This window comes from Crocosphaera sp. UHCC 0190, from assembly GCF_034932065.1.
Lineage (GTDB): Bacteria > Cyanobacteriota > Cyanobacteriia > Cyanobacteriales > Microcystaceae > UHCC-0190.
Genome location: NZ_JAYGHP010000008.1, coordinates 164,150 through 190,308, shown reverse-complemented (window position 1 = coordinate 190,308; position 26,159 = coordinate 164,150). Strand labels below are relative to the sequence as shown.

Sequence of the window (26,159 nt, the reverse complement as noted above, 5' to 3'; positions counted from 1 at the left end):
TAAAGCTTGGGGAGATTTGCCCTCTGGCTTGGTTGGAGAAATCCTGTCAGGTGATGGCGAGTCTGTGAACCAAGAATCCCCCGTCACAGCGTCAGCTTGACGGTGGGAGTGTCAAGGCATCATTCCCCTAATTGTTCCCAAGGAGGTATCAATTAGCTACTCATTTTTTTTCGGTGCAATGGGGGCCGGAGGAGCTTGGGGTAGTAAATCATCAGGAGAAGGGACGGGTTCTGGTTGGGGTGGTTTGGGACTTGTGCCTTGTGGTTGGGTATTAGTTTGGGGAGGGGGTTCGACGGGAATAGGTACAACGGTGGTCGTTTCAGGAATGGGAGTCGGTTGGGGTGTGGGGGACGCTTCTGGGGTTGGGGAAACTTCTGGTTCTGGGGTTGGGGAAACTTCCGGTTCTGGAGTGGGAGAAACTTCCGGTTCTGGGGTTGGGGAAACTTCCGGTTCTGGAGTGGGAGAGGGTTGGGGTTGAGGATAACGATTATTACGCTGACGAGGGATAGGACTGGGTTTGGGTTCAGGAGTGGGAAAAGTTTCAGGTTCAGGAGATTCTATCACCGTTGAGGGGGTGGGTTTCGGCTGCGATCGCTCTTTCGTCGCCAAGATGAAACCTAGGGTTAATCCCCCAATAATGGCACTAACAGCTAAAAATGACCCTAAAACCAACAATGTCCAAGGAGTTTCTATTTCGATTGTTTCTGGGGTATGGGTGATGGGTTGAGGAGTTGGGGTGGTGACTGGGGGAGATAAATCTTTTGGATTAACCACCATGGTTGCTGCCGTGACGGTTGAACTATTGACTTGTAAGGCCGCTAACATTTTTTTAGCGGTGGTAAAGCGATCGCGGGGATGAAACCGCAAAGCTTTATCAATGACGGTTGCTAAATTGGAATGGAGTTCGGGGACATCTTTTCGCCACAAAATTTCCCCCGTGTGGGGGTCAGTATCTAAATATTGGGGGGTTTTGCCTGTGAGTAAAAAAACTATAGTCAGGGCTAAACTATATAAATCGCTGGAATAGACGGGACGGCCGGCCGCTTGTTCTGGGGACATATAGCCAGGGGTTCCCAGGGCGACGGAATAAGCAGTCTGTCCGTTAGGGTTGACGACAGTGGCCACGGCTTCTTTGACAATGCCAAAATCAATCAGGACGGGTTTACCATCGCTGGCCCGCATAATGATGTTATCAGGCTTGATATCTCTGTGAATGATGCGGCGACTATGAATGTAATCAAGAACGGGTAAAATACCGCTCAGAATCTCTCTAATTTGGGTTTCCGAGAGGTTGCCTTGTCGTTGGTGAATTTGGGTGAGGGTTTCGCCTTCAATCCATTCTTGAACGAGATAAAAATCCCCATCTTCTGAAAAATAGGCATAAAGGGCGGGGATTTGGGGGTGATTTTCTCCTAATTCTTCTAAGATAGCCGCCTCTCGCCCAAATCGTTCTTTTAACCAATCGGGAATTTCAGAAGAGCGGACAGCGGGTTTCAGTTGTTTAATGACACATTTTCTTGCAGAGGGCATATGAGTATCAACGGCGAGAAAAGTTTCTCCAAAACCGCCTTTACCCAAGGTTCCCAGAATTTGATAACGATTACTTAGTACAGAAATAGCCATGAAAGACAAGGCAAACCTACTATTGCCCAAAGGAGACAAGTTAGATTCATTGTAGCTAAACCTTGTCACTAGACGATTTAGACGGTAGGGATATTATTTTTTAGGTGGGCATTGCCCACCCGAATAAGGCACTAAATGTTAATTAAAGTACGGATATTGCCAATATCGATGCCTAAATCAGCAAATTGATCTTTATGATTAATCAAAGCTGTTCTCAACTCTTCAGGAACATCATCATCTTCATTTTTGACAATTAAGCCGTACTTAATGCCATTTAAGACAAGGACGGAATAAAGTTGATTGGTGCATTCTATGGGATCAGGTGCGATCGCCGGATCATTTTCAGCACCAAAGCTACCATTGCGTAATCCCATTGAACTATAGACAACTTCTCCACCCTCATCGGATTGAGAATCATTAACCCAGGTGTGCCAAAAAGTCAGATGGAAGATGATATAACGGCAACACTGTTTTAAATTGTCGATATCGGCTGGATTAGGACTATCTGAGACAGTAATTGGTCGGATAACCTTCACCGTACCATCAATGGTCGTTCTGGGGATATCTGGTTTATCCAATTCACTCACGTCGTACCATTCGTAATCACTATCCGTATTGGCCATAATTCCTTGCACAGGTTGATAAGCCAGGCTATGCTCCACCAAATCCTCAGAAAAACGACGAATTTCTACCCATTCCTCCGCAATGCCTTCCTTATGCTTCTCAAAAAATCCGTCGATGTATTCGGTTAAAATCTGCCAATAGAGATTAGCTGCTTTGGCATAGGTATGATCTTCACAGACAGGTTGACGAGGTTTCCAGCCTTTCCAATCGTAGTTTGCCACCACTTCCTTGCAGATTTGCAAAAATCCTGGATAAGTTAGGGGACCATTGGTAACAAATAATCCGCTAGTCGGATGTACGAGTAAAACATCCCCACGGCGATTGATGTTAATAATACTCTTTAAGTGGGGAGCTAACATCAGACGGATCGGATTTTTTCGCAAGTTGCGGAAAAAAGCTACTGCATACTGCTCCATCTGCACATGAGCTTTAGAATAATGCTCAACCGTTTCTCCCATAAAGAAAGAATAGCTACGGAAAATGCGTTTTGCTTGCAGCCACTTTTCCGGGTCATTGGGGGTAGAAGTTACCGGATCTTCGAGGGGAGAATGGGGAGCAAAGGAATCAGGATAGCGGTTTTGAATCGTGATGGCGGTAGGAACAATTTTACCATCTTTCAATTCAAAAAAGGCTTCTACGTTACTGAGATCGTGTTCAGTATCTTTTTCGTAGGTATCCCAATTGAAAGTCACTTTAAACTGATTAGGATTACTCTTATTGCGTTTCAGTAAGCAAGGATTCATCCCATTAAGAATCCGCAAGACAAAATATTCATCACTTCTGGTGTAATGGGGATTTTCCCGATCTAAATTGATAGTTAAATTCGGGGGATAATCCCCTTGAATTTTGGCGAGACTTGGTTCTTTGGGATTGAGGTTATTAGCAATGACGTGCTTAGCTTTAATGGGGGTTAGGGTATTAGCTGCCTCATAGGCTTGAAATATGCGCCCAATCGCATAATTATCGGGGGTTTCTTCTGGATTAGGCATTAATATCCGTGCAAAGGGACTTTCTGGGTCATAAGTCCAGTAAGGAATGCTTAAAGTTCCGAAGTCATAGGATTTTTGGGTTACATTGTCGTCACCTTTGATAATGTAGGCAAGGCGATTGGTATAAATAGGTTGATTGTCAGCATCAAATTTCACACGATTGTCAATGATTCTTAATTCTAAATCTGGTGCATCTTTGAACCCTGCTTTATCAGGATCATAGTATATTTCAAAGCGACCATTTCGATCCGTTACACCTCTGCCTAAATAATCACTCGGTGTGCCGATGTCTCTGTCCCACACCTCCAATTCTATGTTGTGCAATGGCTTGTTAGTATCGATAAAAACCAATTGACCCGTGGCTTTATGTAATTGTTCGATGGGTTTTGTCGGTTGATCCTCTTGGGATTTATAGATTTTTTTGGCGTATTTTTCTGAGATTAATTTCTGGGCAAAGGGGGTATTGATTACTTTCAATACCAATGCAGCTTTTAATTCATCGAAAATCGTTTTTGTTTTGGACATAATTAATCAATGCTCCTGAATTGATCTGACTATTTTGATTATTTCTGATTGCTGCTCATCGCAGACTTTATCTAGCGTTAAATACCAATAGAAAAGTTCGTAGTGAAGGCTTTAGCCTTTCTTATACATAGCTTTCAAGCCTTAAAAGGCTTACTACAAACCTCAATTTACCGGTCATAAGCAATGACAAAACCCTTGAGAATGGCATTGGGTTGAGCTTGAAGTTTCCCTTCATCCCCAGGAATCACTCTGACTCCTGGACGTAGCAGGACTTGTTTAATGACTTCGGGAACGACTACCGCACCAATGTGTTCACCCAGACAGGTATGATCCCCATAGCCAAAGTGCATATAGTTATGTTTTGGCCGTTCAATGGAAAACTCATCAGGATTTTTAATGATTGCCCCATCAAACATCGCTGAACCAAGACTGACTAAGACTAAGCTTTTGGCAGGGATACGGGTTGCTCTTGGTGTTCCGGCGGCTACAGTGTAATCTGATTCACAAAAGCGAGGCAGGGAGGGACTCACGGGCCTAAAGCGGAGTGCTTCCCAAACGTATTTAGCTAATGTTTCGTCGTCATTGGCCTGAGCCGCTTGTACTGCTTTGGGCAGGATATCGGGACGACGTAAAATTTGTTCTAGGGACTGGACGATGGCCTGAGCCGTTGTTTCTAGGGTAGAAACGAGCAAAAGAGCCATATTGGTGAGAATTCTGCTGTCGTCAAAGGGAATATCGTTGTCAGTAAAGTTAGTTTTAGCTAACCGAGTAAAGATGTCCTTCGGTGCGGAAGATTGACTGTTAACCGCTTTTTTCTGCGGTAGCAGTTGGGTCAGATAGTCCCGCATTTCTTTGCCAGCTTGGACACAAGCTGCATCGATTTGGGGATCGTTGGTCAGGTTCCTTAACATACCGCTTTGAGTCGCTATTGACCAGCGATACATCGTTTCTAAGTTGGGACCAGGAAAGCCATAATAATCACCGCACATTCTCACCAAGACTAATTTGGCCAAGTCATTAACGGTTTCTATTTTTCCGGTGGCTGCTGATTTATCTAAAGCAGCTTTGGCAACTTCTCCGGCCGCTTTTTTGATTCTGGGCAAATCCTCCCATTCCAACATGGTTTTCATGATGGACTTTTCTCGCCAGTTGAATTCCGTGTTATCCCTCGAAAGCATAACCGGCCCGTGATTCGGGTCCATTTTTGGGGCGTTCAATCTCACGGAGAAAACTTCTGGACGAGAGAAAACTTCTTGTACGTCAGGAAATAAAGTTACCAGGACGAATTGGGGCGTGATAAAGATGGGGCGATTAGCTCTTACTTCTTTGAAGAAGTTGGCTGAATCAGTCGCCATTGCTTGTCCAACCAGTTTCGCTCTTTCTGCCACATTATCAGCCGGAATACTGTCATACCTTTCTAAATAAGAAAAGGGCATATAATTCACTGTCCACTGCGCCCAGGGTGCATTACTGGGGTCGTCAATATGAATCGTTACTGTATCAGGAACAGCCGAGCCAGGAGAGCAACCATTACACCTTGCTACATACTTGCCTGTGTCTGCTTTTAAGGCGTATTTACCATTAGCTAAGAGTTCTGGAGTAAATTGGGCATAGCCTGCGGAAGGATCATCAACATGAACGGTAACTGAGTCTGGATATGCCCCATTAACGATACAGCCTCGACATCGTGCTACATACTTACCTGTGTCTGCTTTGAGGGCAATTTTACCATTACCCACGTCAATTACCTCAAATTGTGCTGCGGGCTGTTTAGAGGCATCATCAACATGAACAGTGATTGTGTCAGGAATATTACCGACAGTTTTTTGACATAGATAACAACGAGAAAACCATTTTCCTGTGTCTGCTTGTAAGGCGATTTTTAGACCTTTTAACATTTTCGAGTTTACTCCTATTTCAGATAGAATCTGGAATGAAAAACATCCCTATTTCTCAATTTTGTGAAATACTTTTTCGAGATTTTTGGGTCGATAGTCTGAAAACTTTTTCACTCGCTCAATGGTACTATCATGAAGCTCTTCTAAGGCATCTCCAACATCACGAAATTTGATTCCTGCTAATTTAAAAAATCCTGGATTATTATCAAATGGACATTGATGATCGGGTTGAATTCCTGTCGGAATAGCACTAATATCAAAGTCTAGCCCTAATCCCAGATTGCCAATGGAATCAATCATCCATTTTAAAGCTGTATCTGATAGCCCTCTGTTTTCTTCTGTACCACCACCGACACAACCATGATGGCCCGGAAACCACTTTTGAATCACCCGTTGATTCTCAGCTTTAGGGTGTTTTTTCATGGGGGTCACATCAAAAACTTCCCTGATTTCATCGATCGCCATGGCGTGTAACGCATTCTGCACATCATGATTTAATGTTGTATCATAGAATCGATAGCGGCGATGAAGCATTGGCTGAAACATTTTCAAAAGTGGGACAACGGGAATCCCTAAGGCACCTACGGTATCAAAGCAACCGATTAAGGTAATGGGAACGCGATCGCCATAGGTTCGACGGTATTGAATGGCTTCATTATCTGTCGGTTTAACCTCTCGATTACGATACAGTTCGTAAGCTTCGGCCGCATTAGTAACATAAGGTCGTTTGACGAGTCCGGAACAGTAAATCATCCCGGCTAAACTTCTGACTGTGTATGCACCCCGACTAAACCCAAAGAGATAAATTTCATCCCCAGGTGTATAGTTAAGACAGAGAAATCGATAGCCATCTTGTATATTTCTGTCGATGCCTACTCCCGCCGTACCTCCTGAAAGCTTTTGGCTTTCGGTACCGATACCTGCATCGTAAAAGATGATCTGTGGTATGCCGTCACTAGCCACTGGTTTGATTGCTTGAGTCAGTTTAACCACATTACTTGGATAAGGACTTTCTAAGTCTTGCCAAGTCCCATCACAACAGACAATAAGGCGTTTCATGGGTAAGTTTTTCCAATTTTAGGATGCTATTGACCTGATGATACGGCGCAAAATTGGACAATTTTTGGTATATTTATATAAATTTATATAACTTAAACTATGGATAAGTTCCACCCTTTTTTGTAACTTTTTGGTTACATTAGGAAATAAGATGTAAAAAAGCCGTTAAAAAAATCAATGATTGATGTTTTATTCTTAACTTTACATAATCTTAACCAATGAGCTTAAAACTTTACTTTCTTAGACATGGTGAAACCACTGCCAGTCAAACCGGAACCTATTGCGGCAGACTTGATATTGAACTTACGGAAGCCGGGGAAAAAATGGCAGAAGACTTTGCCAGATTCTATCAAAATATTGAATGGAAAGGGGTTTATTGTAGTCCTTTACAACGAGCGATCAAGACAGCAAAACCTCTCTGCGATCAACTGGGAATGCAAATGCAGCTTCGCCCTGGACTGAAAGAGATTTATTATGGAGAATGGGAAGGAAAAACCCCTGATCAAGTCAACCGAGAATTTCATGATGATTATGTGCGCTGGTTAGCTGATCCTGGTTGGAATAGTCCCAATGGTGGGGAAAAAGGTATTGACATCGCCCGTCGTAGCTCCGAAGTTCTCGAAGAAATTGAATGTACTCACAAGAGTGGCCATGTCTTGGTCGTTTCCCACAAAGCTACCATCCGCATTATGCTATGTTCCTTATTGGGAATTGATATTGGAAGATACCGCGATCGCATTGCCATGTCAGTGGCCCGGGTGAGCATTGTGGAAATAGCCGAAAATGGCCCCTTAGTTCATATTATGGGTGATTGCTCCCATCTTAGAGAAGAATTGCGCCATCGTCACGGAACTTAATGGCGACGGCCCACTCTTGTTAACATTAAACAAACGAATGAAGCTAACGATTGATTAAATTATGCCAAAAGAATATTGGATAGACAACGATCTAGAGTCAGATTTAGATCCTCTCAGTTCCCTGTTATCCGAATGGTCTGATCCTGAAGAGGAAGAAGAAGAATTTAGAAGCGACTTTTTCCAAGGGTTATCGGGAAGACGCCAAAAAGCCGCCTTTGTCTTAATGGCTATTTGGGGCGTTACCCTAGGACTTAACGTAGTTGCCTGGGGAACTTGGCTGGTTTTGGGCTTAATCTGCCTATTTAGCCTTCAAGCTTCCCGTCTAATCTTCGCCAAACCTGAACCCATAGCCGAACCCTTATCAGATGAAGGTTTAGCCTCAGCCCCCTCTGTCTCCTTATTAGTTGCCGCTAAAAATGAAGAAGCAGTCATCCGTCAATTAGTGACCCAACTTTGTAGTTTAGACTATCCCACCGAAAAATACGATCTTTGGGTAATTGATGACCATAGTACCGATCAAACCCCAGAAATTCTTGACCAACTTGCCCAACAATATCCCCAATTAAATATTATTCATCGTCCTGCGGGGGCAGAAGGAGGCAAGTCAGGGGCCTTAAATGAAGTATTTTCTAAAACCCAAGGCGACATCATCGCTGTGTTTGATGCTGATGCCAAAGTCTCTCAAGACTTGTTAAGACGGGTTGTTCCCCTCTTTGAAACCAAAGAAATGGGGGCCGTACAAGTGCGGAAAAGCATTGCTAATGCTGCCCTGAATTTTTGGACGAAAGGACAAGCAGCAGAAATGGCTTTAGATAGTTTTTTTCAGCAACAGCGCATTGCCCTAGGAGGTATTGGGGAATTACGGGGTAATGGTCAATTTGTGCGCCGTAGTGCCTTAATTAGCTGTGGGGGATGGAATGAACAAACCATTACCGATGATTTAGACTTAACCATGCGTTTACATCTGGATCATTGGAAAATTGGCTTTTTAACTGATCCTACCGTAGAGGAAGAAGCCGTAACGACAGCCAAAGCCCTGTGGCATCAACGAAACCGTTGGGCAGAAGGGGGTTATCAACGCTATTTAGATTATTGGCGATTTATTATTAATCAGCCCATGGGATGGCGGAAAAAATTAGATCTGATCTCATTTATTTTAATGCAGTATCTTTTACCCACTGCGGCGGTTCCTGATTTCATTATGGCCATAACCCGTCATCGTTTACCGATCTTAAGTCCTTTGACGGCTTTAATGTTATCCCTGTCTTTGTGGGGAATGTTTACGGGGTTACGTCGTAGCCAAAAACCCGAAAAAGTCAACATTTTTGAGATTTTTCAATTATGGTGGCAAAGTTTACGAGGAATGTTGTATCTGACGCACTGGTTAATTATTATGCCCTGTGTCACCATGCGGATGTCCATTCGTCCTAAACGCTTAAAATGGGTAAAAACTGTTCATGAAGGCACGGCAGAAGAAAGTTTTGAATTTTAACTACTTTTGGGAGAGAGAACAAGAAACAGGCAAGAGCATAGTGAGCTTTGTTGCCTGTTCTTTCCCTATTCATTATCATCAATTAACAAGAGTTAACTGAATAACGAATAACTGTAATGAGATATGCGCTAGTGCATGAGTGGTTGACCCCAAAAGCCACAGGGGGGTCAGAATTGGTGGTTAAAGAGATTTTAAAGCACCTGGAAGCGGATTTATACGCGTTGATTGATTTTGAGTCTACCAACCCTCAGAGCTATCTTTATGGTCGTGTGATTGGCCGTACCTTTTTACAAAATTTTCCTTTAGCTCGCAATGGCGTACAAAAATACTTGCCATTGCTGCCCTTGGCGATCGAACAATTAGATCTCAGAGACTATGATGTGATTCTGTCTTCTTCCCATGCCGTGGCCAAAGGGGTTCTTAGCAGTCCCCATCAACCTCATATCTGTTACTGTCATACCCCTATGCGCTACGCCTGGGACTTAACCTTTGATTATTTGCATAATTCCCAGGCAGGTAAGGGTATCCCAGGCATTTTGACCCGCTATATCTTACACAGTCTGCGTCAATGGGATGTCATTTCAGCCAACCGTGTTGATTATTTTATCGCCAATTCCCATCATACCGCCCGTCGCATTTGGCGTTGTTACCGTCGTCAAGCGAAAGTGATTTATCCACCTGTTGATTTGAAACGCTTTCCCTTCACTCCCCAGAAAGAAGAGTTTTATGTGACAGTTTCCCGATTGGTTAGTTATAAAAAAATTGCTTTAATCGTGCGGGCTTTTAATCAATTAGGTTATCCTTTAATTATTATTGGTGACGGGCCTGATCTCCCAAAAATTCGCCAAATGGCTCAGTCTAATGTCAAAGTCCTAGGAGCGCAAGATGATTCCGTGGTTGAGCAATATATGACTCAAGCTAAAGCATTTGTTTATGCTGCCTGTGAAGACTTTGGTATTGCGCTAGTGGAAGCCCAGGCTTGTGGAACCCCAGTCATTGCTTATGGAGGTGGTGGTGCGCTAGAAACTGTGATCGATATTCGTCAAAACTTAGACAAGGGGACAGGAATTTTATTTTCTCCCCAAACTCCTCAAGCTTTGGAACAAGCCGTTGAAACTTTTGAAAAGTTTCAGCATCAAATTGATCCAGAGAGTTGTCGCCGACAAGCGGCAAAATTTACTCCAAAAATCTTTGAAACGTCCTATTTGACTTTCTTAGACCAGTGTTGTCAGGACTTTAAGCAAAAAAGTTCGATAACAAATTTTCGATTTATGTGATCACAATTGCGATGATTTACGTCTTCTAGCTTTATGATCACAAATGTGTGGTGTGATGTGATGTGAAGGAGTAAGATGACTGCTAATAGCCAATTTATCTCCGTCAAAGCTCTACAAGCTTTGATGAGACGGGGTTTTCCTCCCTCGTTCTCCCAAAGAGGATATCAGAGTCCATGGTCACAGGCGATATTAGATGGAAAAGTTGCCAAACGAACGTTTGATATTGTCTTTTCCCTATCGGTGCTGATTATTTTTTCGCCCTTGTATTTGCTACTAGGATTGTTAATTGCCATTAGTTCCCCTGGCCCTATCTTTTATGCCCAAGAGAGAGCCGGGAAAAACTTCAAAAAGTTTAAGTGCATCAAGTTCCGAACCATGGTGCAGGATGCGGACGAAGTTTTGGCAGCTATGATGGCTAATTGTCCTGAGATGCGGGCTGAGTTTGAAGATAATTTTAAACTCCGAGATGATCCCAGAATTACTTGGATTGGAAAATTTCTGCGTCTAACCAGCTTAGACGAATTTCCCCAATTCTGGAATGTTCTCAAAGGAGATATGAGTGTCGTGGGCCCTCGCCCCTTAGTTCCTGAAGAACTCTGTAAATATGGTAATAAAATTGAAAAAGTTTTAACCATTCGCCCTGGAATTACAGGATTATGGCAAGTTTCAGGACGCAATGACATCCCCTATCCTCAACGAGTTCAGATCGATGTTTACTACGTCAATTACCGTAATTGGCTGATGGATATTTGGATCATGTTCAAAACCATTGGAGTGGTCATTTTTCCCAAAAACAATGGTGCTTATTAAGCTCTAACTCGATCAATGTCCCTGAAAAAGCTTCCCACATCATTCTTGATTTCGGGAAGCTTTCTATAACTTGCCGTTTTAAAGTAAAGTATGTTATTAAGACTCAAGATGATCTTAAAACTTAATTAATCTTTTTAAAGATAGGATAAATAACCGATGACCCAACCCAAACGCGCTCTGATTACTGGTATTACTGGACAAGATGGTTCTTATCTCAGTGAATTATTATTAGAGAAAGGATATGAAGTTCATGGGATCATTCGTCGAACTTCAACCTTTAATACTGATCGCATTGACCATGTTTATGTCGATCCTCATCAAACAGACGCGAAATTCTTCCTCCACTACGGCGACTTAACCGATGGAACCACCCTGAGACGAATTTTAGAAGAGGTTAAACCCTTTGAAATTTATAATTTAGGGGCCCAATCCCATGTACGGGTTAGTTTTGACTCCCCAGAATATACCGTTGATGCTGTGGGGATGGGAACTTTGCGTCTCTTAGAAGCAATTCGAGATTATCAACAACGGACAGGGATTGAAGTTCGCTTTTACCAAGCCGGATCTTCAGAAATGTTTGGTAAAGTGCAAGATATTCCCCAAAAAGAAACCACTCCCTTTTATCCCCGCAGTCCCTACGCTTGCGCCAAAGTTTACGCCCATTGGCAAACGATCAATTATCGGGAATCCTATAATTTATTTGCTTGTAACGGCATTTTATTTAATCATGAATCTCCCCGTCGTGGCGAAACCTTTGTCACCCGTAAAATTACCAGAGCGATCGCCCGCATTGTGGCCGGAACCCAGAAAAAATTATATCTAGGTAATCTTGACTCTAAACGGGATTGGGGCTATGCCAAGGATTACGTCAAAGCCATGTGGTTAATGTTACAACAAGACACCGCCGATGATTACGTGGTAGCAACAGGGGAAACCCATTCCATTAAAGAATTCCTCACCACCGCATTTGAGTATGTTAATCTCAACTGGCAAGACTTTGTAGACTTTGATCCACGTTATCTCCGTCCCGCAGAAGTCGATTTATTGATTGGCGATCCAACTAAGGCGAAAACTGAACTCGGTTGGGAACCCTCTGTTACCTTTGAAGAATTGGTACATTTAATGGTAGAAGCTGATTTAGGGGCCTTGGGACTTTCTTCTCCCAATGAGACGACAGGTGACAAAGTGTTACTCTTCAAGGATAATGCTTATGTCCGTCAGCCGATGAGTGTCCTGGTGGACTAATTTTAGGAATCAGGGATCAGGGTGATTCCTTGATCGCCAATTAAAGATCAATTGTTGATTGAACTAAGGGTAAGGGATCAGGGAGTAACAACAATGCTAGATTTGAGTGATAAACGAATTGTCGTCACAGGAGGGGCTGGCTTTCTGGGTAAGCAAGTGGTCGAGCAACTCATAGAGGCGGGCGCACAACCGGAAAAAATTGCCATTCCTCGTTCCCGTGATTGTGATCTGCGGCAACTAGATCATTGTCAACGGGCCGTCGATCAACAAGATATTGTGATTCATCTGGCGGCCCATGTGGGGGGAATTGGGTTAAACCGAGAAAAACCTGCTGAGTTATTCTACGATAATTTGATGATGGGGGCGCAACTCATCCACGCAGCTTATGAAGTAGGCATTGAAAAGTTTGTTTGTGTGGGAACCATTTGTGCTTATCCTAAGTTTACCCCTGTTCCCTTCAAAGAAGATGATCTTTGGTCCGGTTATCCTGAAGAAACCAATGCGCCCTATGGCATTGCCAAAAAAGCTTTATTAGTACAGTTACAATCCTATCGTCAACAGTATGGATTTAATGGCGTTTATCTGCTTCCGGTGAATTTATACGGGCCAGAAGATAATTTTAATCCTAATAGTTCCCATGTAATTCCGGCTTTAATTCGTAAAGTTTATGAAGCACAACAACAGGGAGAGAAAAAACTGTTTGTTTGGGGTGATGGTTCCCCAACGAGAGAGTTTTTGTATTCAACAGATGCGGCCCGTGGCATTGTCATGGCAACTCAATTCTATAATGATCCTGAGCCGGTCAATTTGGGAACAAATTACGAAATTTCCATTCTAGATCTCGTTGAATTAATTTGTGAATTAATGGAATTTCAAGGGGAAATTGTTTGGGAAACAGATCAACCCAATGGACAACCCCGCCGTTGTTTAGATACACAAAGAGCTAAAGAGGCCTTTGGATTTGTGGCCGAAATGAGCTTTAAACAAGGGTTAAAAAATACCATTGATTGGTATCGAGCCAATGCTGAGTGAAGTCCTCATTCCTAAGTTCTAATCTGACAGTTAAAAATCTGGTCAGTCAAAGCTAACCGACCTAGCCTTTCTTTTGTTATACTGACCACCGAGAGTGAAGATTGAAAATTCATCACTCCCTATGGACAAAATCTGCTTCTAAGACCAACTTCAATATGAATAACCATAAATCTTTAGTAACAGTCCTATCGAAGCGTTTAATGGCAATTTTAGCTCTGTCGGGGTGTTTATTAACCGGAGTACCAACCCTATCCTGGGCCCAGAGTAATCCTGGATTAACGATTTTTAGCGGGGTTGAAAACCGTAACGACATCCTCGACTACAAATTAGACTTTAATGGACGGCCAGATTTCTACGGGGAGCGGATGAAACTTCGAGTTCCCTCCAAGAAGCTAACACAAGGAGTGAGCAAGTTCTATATTTCCTATCTCGAAGTCCCTAAATTTGACGGTAAACTTGATACTGACTCTGTAGATGTTCGTGTCGATAAAGAATCCGTTGAGATTCGAAATGTCTATTGGGATAAAGAAAGTCGGGTCATAGAAATTGACCTAAAAGAACCGATTGAACCCGGAAAAAAAGCAGAAATCGTCTTTTCCAACGTCAAAAATCCTAGTTCGGGAACCTATTATTTCATCTGTGATGTTTTGACTTCAGGCCAAATTCCTTTAAGAGTCTACATCGGCACCTGGATTTTATCCTTTTCGATCACAAATTAGCCAGTTTATTTTGTATTTATCTCAGGACTTACCCACAGACCCTACTTGTAGGGGTAATTTATGAATTGCCCCTACAAAGAACATAAATCAGGTAGGCGTTGCGTAAGTCCTATATCTGTGAAAGAAAGACATAACTCAACGCTAGTATTAAAATAGTTGAGACATTTAACCTAAAATACCCTTGGTGGAGGGCAGGACGTTGGACGAACTGCGATCAGCACTAGAACTCGCTACGGAAGATGAATTACGGAGTTTAACACAAATTCTGTTTTCTCGTAAATTTAATCCCCTGGATTATTTACAAACCCCAGATCCCATAGAAATACAAAGTCAAGACTGGGAAACTTGGTTAGATGCCATAGAACAACGATTTCGTTATTTGGCCGCCGATGGTTTAACGGTTTTACAGAGGAAGACTCAAGGGTTTAGCTATCGTCAAACCCTGATTCGTGTTTGTCATTACTTAAAAATTCCCTATTCTAATCGAATGTCTACCACAGATATTGAGGCTGACATTTTTCTGAATTTGGTGGGGAAAGCCTGGAAAAATCTGCCCGAAGCTGAACAAACAAGTTTGATGGGAAAAATTCAGCAATCTTTAGCTCAGTCCCATGTCCCTGATGCTTTACCTGTTCAATTACAACATAATCCCGTCAATCTTCTACTCAAAGGTAGCAGTGCCTTAGCCGTAAGTTCCGTGGTAAAACCCTGGTTACTCAAACAAATTGCCGAACAGTTTGCTCTCCATGTTGTTCGTTATCAAGTGGCCCAGCAAGCTTTAATTAAGGGAGGAACGGCTGTGGCCAACCAAGTGGCAGTAAACAGCGCAAGACGGGGAATGGCGATGACAGCAGCCCGTTATGGTGCCGTGAGAAGCCTGTTTGCCTTTGTGGGGCCAGTGCTATGGGGTTGGTTTTTAGCCGATTTGGGCTGGAGGGCGATCGCCACCAATTATGGCCGCATTATTCCTGTGATTTTTGCGTTGGCTCAAATTCGTTTGACTCGCACGGAATGTTGGGAACCTGCTTAATATAAGGGGTGGGAGGTGTGGGAGAACCCGTGAAATCTAGATTAAACAAAAACAATTCCCGATGGCCGAGAAATTGTCTGAAGTTTGGGGTATTTCTTTTACCCTTTTCTGCTGATTTTGGGGCCACTGCCTTAGTATTTGCCCTGTTTGGGTTGTGGAAACAAAAATATCGTCAAATTGTTTCCTATCCTTTCAATTGGGCCTTAGGATTATTAAGTCTTTGGTTAATTTTAACCTCAATCTTCGCCTTTAAACCGATTTTGAGTTTAGAGGGATTAGGTAATTTTTTTCCCTGTTTTTTACTCTTAGCAGCCTTTCCTCTTTTTTTTAATAAGGTTTCTCGCTTATATCAACTCGCTTGGTGGTTAGTTTTAACCTCAATTCCGTTGTGTTTTTTAGGATTAATGCAATTAATTGCAGGATGGGAAAGCCCCCTGTTTTTACGGGCAATTGGGATTAAATTAATTGCCTATGGCAACCCTGATGGGCGGATGTCTTCCTTATTAATGTATGCTAATACTTTAGCTTTTTATTTATTAATTACCTTTACCTTATCGATTGGTTTAGGCATTGATACTTATCGCCGTTGGCAAGAGCAAAAGAACACCAACATTAGTTGGCAATTAGGGATAATAATTATTGCTATTTTAAGTAATAGTATAGGATTGATTTTAACTAATTCTCGCAGTGCTTGGGGACTGGCCTTATTGGGGTTAATGGCCTTTGCTCTGTACTTACGTTGGTATTGGCTTATTGGCGGGGTAATAGTAGCGATCGCGGCAGTTTTTTGGGCAGCTTGGGGGCCCTTTGGTCAAGAGATGATGCGTCATCTTATCCCATCTTATTTTTGGGCTAGACTGACGGATGATTTATACAGCGATCGCTATGTAACGGCCCTACGCACGACTCAATGGGGTGTCGCTTGGGAGATGATGTTAAAAAGGCCTTGGTTGGGGTGGGGACTGCGGAATTTTACTCCTGTTTACCAAACAGAAATGAATGTTTGGATGGGACATCCTCATAATTTATTTTTGATGTTATTGGCTGAAATTGGGATTCCAGGCACGTTATTATTAAGTGGAATTGTGGGCAAGATTTTGTTTGAGGCAGTCCAATTATTGAGATGCTGGTCTGAAGAACAAAAATGGTCTAAAAAATCCGAGGAATTGTCCTTATACCAACGACAACAGAGACAATATTTACTGCTATTTACTTATGTCGTTGCCTTTAGTTTGTGTCTTATTTTTAATTTATTTGATGTCAGTATTTTTGATGTGCGAGTGAATCTTCCTGGATGGATTTTATTAGCGGCGATCGCTGGACTGGTAAAAACAAGGATACAAGGGAAATAGAAAATCTCTGGTTACTAACTTTTCCTATCCTCTTCCGGAAACCGAATGATATCATCATCCCCTAGATATTCCCCGTTTTGCACCTCAATCATCACCAAAGGAATCACCCCAGGATTTTCTAAGCGATGACGAGTATTCATGGGGACATAGGTCGATTCTTTTTGCTTGAGAAGGTGTTCTTGGCCATCAAAAATCACCCTAGCTGTTCCTGAAACGACTATCCAATGTTCACTACGATGATAGTGCATTTGGGTACTAATATGCTGCCCTGGTTTCACCTCAATGCGATTAATGCGATAACGGGGCCCTTCTTCTAACATTGTTACCGTTCCCCAAGGAGGAGTACGAATGAATTCACTAGGATGAGAATCTTTTTCCTTACTCATATTTGCACCTGTTCTGCACTCTCCCTTATTTTACTCATAATTGGGTTAAATAATTGCCAAAAAAAAGAGAGGCGAGCGATCGCGTCTCTCTTAACTAAAAATGAGCTAATACCCTAATTAACCACCGACTTTAACCACAGGTTCAAAACTAGGAACAACTAACTCCTTATCCTGTTTGGTAAGCTTGTTGTACAAGCGTTCGGTATTGGGGAAATTGGCCGCAGGAAGAGTCGGGAAACGACGGTAAGGAACGGTATCTTCTCCGAATAATTGGAGATATTCCATACTGTTGACCATAGCCCCAATAAAGCCCCGAATGCCTTGAGTTGCCAGAATTTGATTGTATTTCTGAATCTCTTTCTGCGTCAAAGGCGCACGGCCTAAGAAGTGCTTCGTTCCCAGTTCAATAACTTTAGTGTTGGGATAGGGGGCATAGAACTCCTTGATATAGAGATCAGAGCGACCTAACCCTTCAATAAACTCCTTAACGGTAATTTCCCCATTGCCAAGCTTACTTTCTAGGGCCGTAAATTCCGCTTGGATAATATAAGGATCGAGATCCCGTTCAAAAATCTGACGGTAAGCAGCACGAATCGTATTTTGCAGAGCCACTTTATCTGTTGTGGTCAACAGTTTAAAGATCTTGGTTTGCTGACGTTGTACAGTCACCCCTTGATTAACACGGAATTCAATATCTGGTTCCGTACGATTTGAGGAAACTTGACCCAACTCGATAAAGCGAGGGGTAACTTCCTTATCAACCCGCTTACCGATATCTTCTCGTAATGTGCCAGGACGAGTCATCCGTGCCTGCATTCCCGCCGGAGTCACATACCGTTCATAAGGAACCGTATCTTCCCCAAAGGCTTCTGTGTACTCCTGAGAGTCGATCATGGCATCTACCAGAGCATAGAAACCCTTCTTAGAAGCCAAATCAAAGTAAGGATTCATTTCCTGACGACCATAGGTAGGACGACCTAAGAGACGACGGTGAATGTATTCGATGGCCTTAACTACATAGAAAGGAGTCCAATAGGTCTTGAGGAATACTTCAGACTTGGCCAGATTTTTGATGAACTCTCGTAGGGTAATATCGCCATTTTCTAGCTTAATTTCAGCGACTTTTAACCGTTGTCCTTCGTAGACATCCCGTCCAAAGACTTGACGGTAAGCTGCGCGAATCACTGCCTGGGTAGAACTTTCCCCATATTTAATGCTGGCCCCATTACTGCTACCAGGGAGTTCATTATTTAAGCGGAAAACCTTGGGTCCTAAAGAGCCAGGAAATTCGCCCCGGGCCGCAGGATTGCTGTTTTGGTTATTAATACCAGGGCCGCGGTGAATGAGAATCCGTTTAGTATCCTTACTAAAGGGAGCAGGACTATTACTGGGATTACGGGTTTCTTTCGGGAAAATTGCCCCAAATTGAATTTCTAGGGGATCATTACCTGAACCGTAAACGTGCTGATCGGGTAAGGGACGATCATAGTTAGCAAAGGTAGTAATAAATTGAGGAACTTTACGGAAGGGCGCACTGTAGTTAAACAGATCTTGCTGCATTCCCCAGTTACGACATTCTTGGGCTTCTTGACCTAAGCCGCGAATGTAAGGAACCGTTTCTTCTCCAAAGTAATCCGCATATTCTTGAGAGTCAACCAGTGCGTCTACTAAGGCAGCTAAACCACCCTTAGAGACGATGGAGAAGTAGGTTTGGACTTCTTCACGGGAACTCGGGCCACGACCCAAAATATGACGGAAGGCTAATTCTAGGGCCCGACTATTGATGAAGGGTTCAAAGAACTGTTTGCGGTATAAAGGAGACTGACAGGCGCGACGGACAAACTCTTTCATGGAGATGTCCCCATTTCTTACCTGAGATTCTAGATAAGAAAGGGACTGACTGTAAGCTTTGGTAATATCCCGTTCAAACAGTTGACGATAAGCTGCTCTGATGATTTCGCCTTTTTCTGATTCGGATAAGCTAGGCTTCATCACGAATTTTTGGCGGGTTGTCGCAGCATTAAAGTAACTTTGGGGTAGCTCTAACCCTTGTTGATCGCCGGAAGGACGCTGACGCTGCTTAGTAGCAGGAGTCGGGGCCTTAAATTCGGTGATTAATACATCAAAATATTCTGTAACAATGGCTTGTGCTTCTGCATCTTGCCGGAAATAGTCTTTTGCTGCTGCCCGCATCTCTTGGAGGGCTACTAAGGTGGCATCCGTAGAACAAGCTCTTTCAATGATTTCCCGCAAACCACGAGTATTGACGATAATGATACTCGGATCACCCGCTACGATGGCGTAGGTGACATAGCGTAAGAACCAAGATAAATCCCGCAAGGACTTTTGCATATTGCTAGGGCCGTAGCGGGAAATGTTAATCGGGCGAAACCCTGGGGGAATGGGGCCAGTGGATGCGAAAATGGAGCGTAAACCTCCGAAAAAGCCACCGCCACCGCCACCACTTTCCACATAGGTTACGGCTCCGGGTTGGACTGTTGGGGCCGCAGCGGCCATGACCATTTCTTTTTCCACCGGAGGTTTTTCCAGATACGCCATGGGCGATCCCCCTGTGAAGATGCGGTTAGCTGCCCGCGAGACGATTAAATCGGAATTGCTAGTAAGAGTTTGGGCGATCTCTAAACGCTTACTCCCTGATTGGAAATATGCAACTAACTCACTGAGTTCAGTCTTGCCTAAAAAGCGATCCTGTTGCTCTGCTTGACTAATAGCCGATACAGGAACGGTCTGATACAGTTGGGGCCTTGCTAACGAGCTTCCACCACTTGCCTTTACACTCATTGGATTTCAACTATCTCCCATGAAAAAATTGCTAATCTACTCCATAATAGGAGTGCAGATGTCCGCAACATCTTGATTAAAACCAGATGTTTGTTAAAAAGTTAATCAGCATCTAGATTAAACTGTTTCGTGCTTTCTGAGGGCGTTTGTTACGAATTGTATCCTTTTAATCTTAACCAGACTTTATCTTGACAAAATGGCTTTCTCGTGGTATTTCAAAGCTCGTAGTCAAGGCTTTAGCCTTATCATCTCAGAAATGTTTCACTCATGATAGAATTTCTCTTAATCAGCCCTAAAGGGCTTACTACAAACTAAAAAACATTGAATCAATAATCTCTTGAAATGATGCAGTATTCATGTTCTTTATTGTCTACTATCTTCTACTAATATTTTAATCTAATGTTAACATTGCAACGGAGGTAAAAATGTCTAATGGATCATAATAAATCTATTTTTTTAGATGAATATCAGGACCAAAACTAATCTCAGGAGACTGATAACTAGGGGGTTCTACATGAATAATAACCCGCACTGGATCAAATCGTTCTTCTAATAGCATTTCTACTGTTTCTGTAATTTTATGAGCAGTTTCTACATCATCAGCTTCTACAATTAAGTGCATTTCAATAAAAACTTGTCGTCCTACAACACCCCGTGAAGCAATATCATGACAGTTAACCACCCCAGGAACCGCCATTACTATGTCATAAATTGTTTCTGGAGGAACGGCCATTTCATCTACTAACCAAGGTAAATTAGAGCGCACTACTTCCCAACCACTGGTAAAGACTAAAATAGCCACAGGAAAAGCTAAAATCACATCTAATTGTTGCAGTTGTGGCAAGTTTAAATTTTCAGATTGCCAAATACCAATTAATCCAGCTAATACCATAATTGTCACCCAAATATCACTCATGGTATGATAGGCATCAGCGATTAAAATGGGACTATTCACAGCTAAACCCACCCGACGTTCATAAAAAGCAACAAAAATATTAATTCCTAATACAATTAACAAAATCCATAATTGTCCCCCCGATATTTTAACGGGATCGCCTCCATGCCAAATTTTTTCCACGGCCCCCTGTATAATTTCAAAGCAAGCAATGACTAAAAAGGCCGCAATACCTAACGCTGCTATCCCCTCATATTTTTGGTGTCCATAGGGATGATGGCGATCGGGAATGGGGGAGGAAAAATGACTGGCCACCAACCCTAACACATTATTCGCACTATCGGTGACGCTATGGAGTGCGTCTGCTTGTAAACTTAAAGAACCTGTCATCACGCCCACAACCGCTTTTAACCCCATAACAACAAGATTGAGAAATAGGGTAATTAGCAAAACTTGGCGGACTTGGGAACGATTATCTTGTGGCACAATATTTAAACTGGATGAAATGTTGAGGCCAATGATTGCGATAATAAAGATCTCTTAGTCTTATTGTAGTGCTTAAATTTAATTCAATCATGGCTCAACTTACCCTTAATTTAGTACAAGGATCGGTTACGTTTAATTTTTCGACCGACTCGGCAAAAGCCCTTAAACTAGAAATTGATCAGTTAATGCAAAGCTTGAAAACTGTGGCAGCGAATGCGGCCAGTGGAGGACGGCCAAAACCTGAAAAACCGATGGAATATCGACATACAGGAGAGGTATTTTTAGAGGTTTTTTGTAATCCTAATATCTATCCTAGTCCGTTTGCCGCTAAAGTTTTGTTAACGGTTAGAGATGAACGAATTCGCTTAACTACAGAAGCAGAATTAACCCGTTTGATTGAAGATTTAGGACAATATTTAGAACAAGTTGCTTAAGTTTGTTCCATCATCCAACTAATACATTGTTGCATTTGTTGTTTCATGGTTTCTTGATCACTGTGATAACGACGACCATGGCCAGGTAAGATCCATTCAAAGGAATAATGGGCTAAATTTTTCATGGAAATAATCTGTTCTGACCAATTATACCAACAAACATGATGGAAACCACAGAGATGATTTAAGGAAGATGACCAAGCTAAATGATCGCCAGTAAAAAGATATTTTTGTTGGTAAAGTAGAACAGTATGACCTTTGGTATGGCCAGGAACAGGAATAATCAGAAAATCAGGGGATAATTCTATGGGTTCATTCCCTGATAATTGAATTTCTACCCCTTGAGTTTTTTCGTTAATATCATCAACATGAAGAATTCTCTGACAACCAAAATGTTGAGCGAATTTTTCATGATCTGCTACATCATCTTTGTGGGTTAAATAGAGATAATGAATGCCTCCCATGGCTTCAATTTGTTTGACTAAAGGAGGAGAAAACCGAGGAGAATCAATTAAAATATTGCCTTCTTGTCGTTGAATAAAGTAACTAGCAGCACCAAAAGATTTCTCTGAATGATAGCCACAATGATAAATATTTTCATCAACTAATAAGGGGAAATTTTGCTGAATTTGTTTAATATTATTTGGTTTTTCTACGGTTCCAATAGAAGCAGTGGGACAAGAAAGAAGGGCTTGAAATGCTTCTAATTCTTCGTTTTTATTGGTGGGTTGATGATAAACTGCCGATTGATTATTATCTCGATGAAATACTTCTGGGGCCATCCAACGACAGGTATCACAGTCGATACAGGTACTATCAACATAAAAGTTACCGTTCATGTTTTCTGAACGACGTTTTTGTAATGTAGCCATGATTTTAACTGTAAAATTTTTAATCTATCTTCAGTATAACAAGAGGAGAGTGATTTTGTTTTTGCTAGGGATAATTCATGAATTACCCCGACAGATTCAGATATTTAGATTAGAATAGAAAAAGAAGTCTAAAATTGAATTATTATGCTAATCCAATCACCCCAAACGACTAAAATTGATTCCCTTGAAGATTATCGAAAATTACAAGAAACCTCTGAATTTAAACATGAATATCATAATGGAGAAATTATCGCAATGACTGGTGGCACACTTAATCATAATACAATCATTATAAACCTGATTTTTTGCTTAAAATTAGCTTTGGGTAAAACAGATAATTACATTTATTCTAGCGATCTAAGATTATGGATTCCTCAATATAGTCGAGGGGTTTATCCTGATATTATGATTATTTCAGGACAACCTATTTTCAATGAAAATCGTACTGATGAAATTATCAATCCTTGTCTAATTTTTGAGGTATTATCTCCATCAACTTCTAGTTATGATAGGGGAGATAAGTTTTTATATTATCGCTCAATTCCTCAATTTAAAGAATATATTTTAATCAGTCAATCTGATTGTTTAATTGAACATTATACTAAAACAAATGACCATCAATGGTTATTAACAGACTATCAAGATAAAGAGGGAATAATTAACTTAAATTCGGTAAATATTGATGTAAAAATTTCTGATATCTATGACAATATTAAGATATAAAATAATTAATTCGTACCCCAAAAATACTAGATAATATAGGTTGTAGGGGTCAACGGCCGTTGACCCCTAACCTCTAACTATTTACCGTTAAAACCTCAGTTTCATCAACACTATCAACAACATTATCTTTAGATTTTGGTTGATATTGACTAGCAATTAAAGCCATCAAAAACCACCATAATGTATTAACTTGGGGACGATACCAAACCGTATCAAACATCCCTTGGGCCAATAATCCGGCCATGGCAGAGATTGCCGCAATTATCCAAAGACCATGAAGATTATTTGTATCCCTTAATCGTTGGATTTGTTGCACTCCTTGGTTAACAGTAACAACAATTAACCAAACAAAGATACTTAACCCAATTAACCCAGTTTCAACAGCAGTTTCTAAGAGGACAGAATAAGAACTTAAGGCACTATATTTAGGACTCATATAGAGGGGATAAATCTTATTAAAAGCACTGTTTCCTGGCCCAATTCCAATTATGGGGCGATCGCGGATCATTTCTATTACGGCCATCCAGACATTCATGCGGAAATTATTACTACTATCTTGTCGTCCGGCAAAAATACTCATTACCCTTGCCCTTAAGGGATCAACTGATATAATTGCGACGAAAAGTAAGCCGCCTAAACTCCCAAATACCACGGGTAATAACCACTTACGCCAAAAGGGAGAAAGATGATTGTTAAACCAGACAAACAACAACAATAAAAAGGTGAAAAATAATGCCATTATGGCAATCCAACCGCCCCGACTACCTGTAAAATAAAGACAAGCAATATTCACCATCACCATCGTAGCAGCTAATACTTTAGGAAATAATCCTTTCCAGACAAAAAAAGCAGAAATACTAAAGGCAATGGCTGGTAAAATATAGGAGGATAGTAAATTAGGGTTTTCTAAATAACTATAAACCCTGGTTGCATTAGCAAATTCAGAGGTAGGATCATTCCAAGTTGCTAATTGTTCTACTCCAAAAATTTGCTGTCTCACCCCATAGGAACTGACCAATAAACCTATGCCTAAAATCACGCTAATTAACCAATTAGTGAGACGAGGTGATCTCAAAATTCGGGCCGAGAAAGCAAAAAATATCAAATACAATGTCAATTTAATAAACCCGGCAAAAGCTGCTGCTTTAACCGGAGAAAAAGCCACAGCTACCGCAGAAATTCCCCAATAGACGAACACTAAGAGATGAATAGGGGTTAGTCCTGGTTTTTCGGTATCAGAGAGGGTTAACAGTCCCCAATAAGCGGTAATAGCGACTAACCAGACACCGATTAACCCTGTGGTGACAAAGGGGCTAAAAAGAAAGACAATACTTAACAATAGCGCACCGAGAGCTTCTCCCCATTGTAGGAGAAAGCTGCCTTGTCGCCATTGACTGAATAACCCAACGATACGATAGACATAACTAGCATTTAGCCAGGTTTTCGCGGAAAAGTAAGAGAGGGTAATTTGATCCCAAGTTGAATTCATGAACCATTACCAAAGATGATTAGTTATTAGTTATCGGTGATCGGGTTTCGTTTTGTCAACCGATTATCACTAAAATGCCCTTGAGTGGGGTTGTAAATAGGTGGTTTGTCGTAAGCCTTTTAGGGCTGAAAGCTTTGTACAATAAAATGCTCAAGCCCTCACTACTTACTTAAAAGGTTTGATCATAATTGAGGCTTTTTTGTTCCTTTCGTTATCAAATAATTTATAAATTGCCCATAAATTTGGTTATAATGGGTTTAGGGACAATAATCGCTGAATACTGATATGAACAAATCAAGATTTCTAGGAGCAATGCGGAACTTATTCCATTAATTAGATACTTAAGGAGGAGAAAAAACATGAAAATTTCCCTAAATAACCATCAAATAGAAGATTTAAGAAAATTCTTTCAAGAAGTTGATAAAGATAATAATGGTAAAATTGACCCACAAGAATTAAGGGAATTATTGGAAACTATTTGGGAAAAAGAAACGGATATCGATATTACATCAGCAGTTCAATCAACCTTTAATAAATGTGATCGTAATCATGATGGTTTTATTACCTTTGATGAGTTTGTTTCTTTAGCTGATTAAGCTTCGGATGTTTTCACTTTACTCTTTTTACTAGCAAGAATTGCTTTAACTAACTTAGGAATTTCCCCAGGACTTTGAACAATTTTGACCTTAGCCTTTTTTAACGCTGCAATGGTTTTATTTTCCGTTGTTTCTGCTTTCATTTTATAGGACAATTGACTGGCAATAATACTGGTAGCATCGCCGAAATTCCGTTCAAAGGGGGTATAAATGCCAGGAATATAGGCAATAACAGGTTTTTCAATGGCTGACTCGATATATTCTGCGGCCAAAACTTCCCCACTACTATTAGGTTGTCCCAACAACACGATCACCTCCGTTGTTTCGTCTTCCTCCATCACCTGTAACCATTGCTCAAAATCTGAGCCAATAATCCCATCACTCCCCAAACTAATGGCTAAAGATTGACCACAACCAGCCTGAGTTAATTCCCTGGCCACCTCATCAATAACGCGATCGCAGCGACTAATTAACCCAACAGGGCCAGGAGAATAAAAATCTGGTTCCATGATCCCCAACCAAAACTGATTGGGAACTAATAACCCGCCACTGCCCGATCCCAAAACAAACGTATTAGTAGCTTGGGCTTGATCTAATAACTTAACCATATCGAGAGGTGGAACCCCGGCCGTGACAATCACTAGCTGTTCAATACCAGCAGCGATCGCCTCTAACCCCGCATCCAAGACTTGATAGGGAGGGGTAAAAATCAAGCTGATCCCAATTTCCCCTAACTGTTTCACCGCTTCTTCCACCAAAGTAAAAACGGGAATACCGTCAATTTCTGGGGTTTCCCCTTCTAAACTAATCCCTGCTACTATATTTGTCCCCTGGCCCTTCATACGACTAGCATAATCGGCACCTAAAACGTCCGTAATGCCTTGAATTAAAATTTTACTATCTGCTTGCCATTTCATAAGGTGTTTGCGTCTGGTTTAATGGTT

The 26,159-nt window shown here is 41.6% G+C and carries 22 protein-coding genes; 12 read left to right on the top strand and 10 right to left on the bottom strand.

Annotated elements, in window-relative coordinates:
• Positions 1-156: 156 nt before the first annotated feature.
• The 4 genes from VB715_RS13430 to VB715_RS13415 all read right to left on the bottom strand — a co-directional run bounded on the left by VB715_RS13430 (position 157) and on the right by VB715_RS13415 (position 6,718).
• Positions 157-1,623, bottom strand: coding sequence for a protein kinase domain-containing protein (locus tag VB715_RS13430; protein WP_323301723.1), 1,467 nt, complete (start codon positions 1,621-1,623; stop codon positions 157-159).
• Positions 1,624-1,754: 131 nt separating this feature from the next.
• The gene (locus VB715_RS13425) at positions 1,755-3,761 is read right to left on the bottom strand and encodes a lipoxygenase family protein (RefSeq protein WP_323301722.1); all 2,007 of its coding nucleotides are present in this window, start codon (positions 3,759-3,761) and stop codon (positions 1,755-1,757) included.
• Between the two features lie 167 nt (positions 3,762-3,928).
• Positions 3,929-5,659, bottom strand: coding sequence for a cytochrome P450 (locus tag VB715_RS13420; protein WP_323301721.1), 1,731 nt, complete (start codon positions 5,657-5,659; stop codon positions 3,929-3,931).
• A 48-nt stretch (positions 5,660-5,707) separates the two neighbouring features.
• The gene (locus VB715_RS13415) at positions 5,708-6,718 is read right to left on the bottom strand and encodes a DUF2235 domain-containing protein (RefSeq protein ID WP_323301720.1); all 1,011 of its coding nucleotides are present in this window, start codon (positions 6,716-6,718) and stop codon (positions 5,708-5,710) included.
• A 218-nt stretch (positions 6,719-6,936) separates the two neighbouring features.
• On the opposite strand from VB715_RS13415, the gene VB715_RS13410 reads away from it, so the two are divergent.
• From VB715_RS13410 to VB715_RS13370, 9 genes are all read left to right on the top strand, one after another.
• On the top strand, positions 6,937-7,575 hold the full coding sequence (locus tag VB715_RS13410) for a histidine phosphatase family protein (RefSeq protein WP_323301719.1): 639 nt from the start codon (positions 6,937-6,939) through the stop codon (positions 7,573-7,575).
• 61 nt (positions 7,576-7,636) lie between these two features.
• Positions 7,637-9,067, top strand: coding sequence for a glycosyltransferase family 2 protein (locus VB715_RS13405; RefSeq protein WP_323301718.1), 1,431 nt, complete (start codon positions 7,637-7,639; stop codon positions 9,065-9,067).
• A gap of 116 nt (positions 9,068-9,183) precedes the next feature.
• Positions 9,184-10,344, top strand: coding sequence for a glycosyltransferase (locus tag VB715_RS13400; RefSeq protein ID WP_323301717.1), 1,161 nt, complete (start codon positions 9,184-9,186; stop codon positions 10,342-10,344).
• Between the two features lie 75 nt (positions 10,345-10,419).
• On the top strand, positions 10,420-11,154 hold the full coding sequence (locus tag VB715_RS13395; protein ID WP_323301716.1) for a sugar transferase: 735 nt from the start codon (positions 10,420-10,422) through the stop codon (positions 11,152-11,154).
• A 156-nt stretch (positions 11,155-11,310) separates the two neighbouring features.
• The gene (gene gmd, locus VB715_RS13390; protein ID WP_323301715.1) at positions 11,311-12,399 is read left to right on the top strand and encodes a GDP-mannose 4,6-dehydratase; all 1,089 of its coding nucleotides are present in this window, start codon (positions 11,311-11,313) and stop codon (positions 12,397-12,399) included.
• A gap of 93 nt (positions 12,400-12,492) precedes the next feature.
• The gene (locus tag VB715_RS13385; RefSeq protein ID WP_323301714.1) at positions 12,493-13,431 is read left to right on the top strand and encodes a GDP-L-fucose synthase; all 939 of its coding nucleotides are present in this window, start codon (positions 12,493-12,495) and stop codon (positions 13,429-13,431) included.
• A gap of 155 nt (positions 13,432-13,586) precedes the next feature.
• Entirely contained in the window at positions 13,587-14,150 is a 564-nt protein-coding gene (locus VB715_RS13380; RefSeq protein ID WP_323301713.1) for a DUF2808 domain-containing protein, read from the top strand.
• A 199-nt stretch (positions 14,151-14,349) separates the two neighbouring features.
• Positions 14,350-15,180 (top strand): YaaW family protein, encoded by an 831-nt coding sequence (locus tag VB715_RS13375; RefSeq protein WP_323301712.1) that lies wholly within the window; start codon positions 14,350-14,352, stop codon positions 15,178-15,180.
• 29 nt (positions 15,181-15,209) lie between these two features.
• Positions 15,210-16,532: an O-antigen ligase family protein gene (locus VB715_RS13370; RefSeq protein ID WP_323301711.1), complete on the top strand. Its 1,323-nt coding sequence runs from the start codon at positions 15,210-15,212 to the stop codon at positions 16,530-16,532.
• Between the two features lie 14 nt (positions 16,533-16,546).
• Here the strand turns inward: VB715_RS13370 and VB715_RS13365 are convergent, their stop codons facing one another.
• The 3 genes from VB715_RS13365 to VB715_RS13355 all read right to left on the bottom strand — a co-directional run bounded on the left by VB715_RS13365 (position 16,547) and on the right by VB715_RS13355 (position 21,101).
• On the bottom strand, positions 16,547-16,918 hold the full coding sequence (locus VB715_RS13365) for a phosphomannose isomerase type II C-terminal cupin domain (protein ID WP_323301710.1): 372 nt from the start codon (positions 16,916-16,918) through the stop codon (positions 16,547-16,549).
• A gap of 117 nt (positions 16,919-17,035) precedes the next feature.
• The gene (locus VB715_RS13360; protein WP_323301709.1) at positions 17,036-19,720 is read right to left on the bottom strand and encodes a phycobilisome rod-core linker polypeptide; all 2,685 of its coding nucleotides are present in this window, start codon (positions 19,718-19,720) and stop codon (positions 17,036-17,038) included.
• Between the two features lie 448 nt (positions 19,721-20,168).
• Positions 20,169-21,101 carry a cation diffusion facilitator family transporter gene (locus tag VB715_RS13355; protein WP_323301708.1) on the bottom strand — a complete coding sequence of 311 codons (933 nt, stop codon included), beginning with the start codon at positions 21,099-21,101 and terminating at the stop codon, positions 20,169-20,171.
• An 89-nt stretch (positions 21,102-21,190) separates the two neighbouring features.
• Here VB715_RS13355 and VB715_RS13350 point away from each other — a divergent pair, with 89 nt between their 5' ends.
• Positions 21,191-21,535, top strand: coding sequence for a hypothetical protein (locus tag VB715_RS13350; protein WP_323301707.1), 345 nt, complete (start codon positions 21,191-21,193; stop codon positions 21,533-21,535).
• Here the strand turns inward: VB715_RS13350 and VB715_RS13345 are convergent.
• A complete protein-coding gene (locus tag VB715_RS13345) occupies positions 21,532-22,407 on the bottom strand; it encodes an MBL fold metallo-hydrolase (RefSeq protein WP_323301706.1) in 876 nt (291 codons plus the stop codon). The two genes, VB715_RS13350 and VB715_RS13345, sit on opposite strands and share 4 nt — an antisense overlap.
• Positions 22,408-22,551: 144 nt before the next feature.
• Here VB715_RS13345 and VB715_RS13340 point away from each other — a divergent pair, with 144 nt between their 5' ends.
• Positions 22,552-23,130 (top strand): Uma2 family endonuclease, encoded by a 579-nt coding sequence (locus VB715_RS13340; RefSeq protein ID WP_323301705.1) that lies wholly within the window; start codon positions 22,552-22,554, stop codon positions 23,128-23,130.
• A gap of 73 nt (positions 23,131-23,203) precedes the next feature.
• On the opposite strand, the gene VB715_RS13335 is transcribed toward VB715_RS13340, so the two are convergent.
• Positions 23,204-24,619: an IctB family putative bicarbonate transporter gene (locus VB715_RS13335; protein WP_323301704.1), complete on the bottom strand. Its 1,416-nt coding sequence runs from the start codon at positions 24,617-24,619 to the stop codon at positions 23,204-23,206.
• Between the two features lie 359 nt (positions 24,620-24,978).
• Here VB715_RS13335 and VB715_RS13330 point away from each other — a divergent pair, with 359 nt between their 5' ends.
• Entirely contained in the window at positions 24,979-25,215 is a 237-nt protein-coding gene (locus VB715_RS13330) for an EF-hand domain-containing protein (RefSeq protein WP_323301703.1), read from the top strand.
• Here the strand turns inward: VB715_RS13330 and VB715_RS13325 are convergent.
• Positions 25,212-26,132 (bottom strand): CoA-binding protein, encoded by a 921-nt coding sequence (locus VB715_RS13325; protein WP_323301702.1) that lies wholly within the window; start codon positions 26,130-26,132, stop codon positions 25,212-25,214. The genes VB715_RS13330 and VB715_RS13325 overlap by 4 nt on opposite strands.
• Between the last annotated feature and the right edge of the window lie 27 nt (positions 26,133-26,159).

Excerpts from the sequence above, each read along its gene's own strand:
- VB715_RS13430 (WP_323301723.1), bottom strand. The coding sequence starts at position 1,623 with ATGGCTATTTCTGTACTAAGTAATCGTTATCAAATTCTGGGAACCTTG.
- VB715_RS13425 (WP_323301722.1), bottom strand. The coding sequence starts at position 3,761 with ATGTCCAAAACAAAAACGATTTTCGATGAATTAAAAGCTGCATTGGTA.
- VB715_RS13420 (WP_323301721.1), bottom strand. The coding sequence starts at position 5,659 with ATGTTAAAAGGTCTAAAAATCGCCTTACAAGCAGACACAGGAAAATGG.
- VB715_RS13415 (WP_323301720.1), bottom strand. The coding sequence starts at position 6,718 with ATGAAACGCCTTATTGTCTGTTGTGATGGGACTTGGCAAGACTTAGAA.
- VB715_RS13410 (WP_323301719.1), top strand. The coding sequence starts at position 6,937 with ATGAGCTTAAAACTTTACTTTCTTAGACATGGTGAAACCACTGCCAGT.
- VB715_RS13405 (WP_323301718.1), top strand. The coding sequence starts at position 7,637 with ATGCCAAAAGAATATTGGATAGACAACGATCTAGAGTCAGATTTAGAT.
- VB715_RS13400 (WP_323301717.1), top strand. The coding sequence starts at position 9,184 with ATGAGATATGCGCTAGTGCATGAGTGGTTGACCCCAAAAGCCACAGGG.
- VB715_RS13395 (WP_323301716.1), top strand. The coding sequence starts at position 10,420 with ATGACTGCTAATAGCCAATTTATCTCCGTCAAAGCTCTACAAGCTTTG.
- gmd (WP_323301715.1), top strand. The coding sequence starts at position 11,311 with ATGACCCAACCCAAACGCGCTCTGATTACTGGTATTACTGGACAAGAT.
- VB715_RS13385 (WP_323301714.1), top strand. The coding sequence starts at position 12,493 with ATGCTAGATTTGAGTGATAAACGAATTGTCGTCACAGGAGGGGCTGGC.
- VB715_RS13380 (WP_323301713.1), top strand. The coding sequence starts at position 13,587 with ATGAATAACCATAAATCTTTAGTAACAGTCCTATCGAAGCGTTTAATG.
- VB715_RS13365 (WP_323301710.1), bottom strand. The coding sequence starts at position 16,918 with ATGAGTAAGGAAAAAGATTCTCATCCTAGTGAATTCATTCGTACTCCT.
- VB715_RS13360 (WP_323301709.1), bottom strand. The coding sequence starts at position 19,720 with ATGAGTGTAAAGGCAAGTGGTGGAAGCTCGTTAGCAAGGCCCCAACTG.
- VB715_RS13350 (WP_323301707.1), top strand. The coding sequence starts at position 21,191 with ATGGCTCAACTTACCCTTAATTTAGTACAAGGATCGGTTACGTTTAAT.
- VB715_RS13345 (WP_323301706.1), bottom strand. The coding sequence starts at position 22,407 with ATGGCTACATTACAAAAACGTCGTTCAGAAAACATGAACGGTAACTTT.
- VB715_RS13340 (WP_323301705.1), top strand. The coding sequence starts at position 22,552 with ATGCTAATCCAATCACCCCAAACGACTAAAATTGATTCCCTTGAAGAT.
- VB715_RS13335 (WP_323301704.1), bottom strand. The coding sequence starts at position 24,619 with ATGAATTCAACTTGGGATCAAATTACCCTCTCTTACTTTTCCGCGAAA.
- VB715_RS13330 (WP_323301703.1), top strand. The coding sequence starts at position 24,979 with ATGAAAATTTCCCTAAATAACCATCAAATAGAAGATTTAAGAAAATTC.
- VB715_RS13325 (WP_323301702.1), bottom strand. The coding sequence starts at position 26,132 with ATGAAATGGCAAGCAGATAGTAAAATTTTAATTCAAGGCATTACGGAC.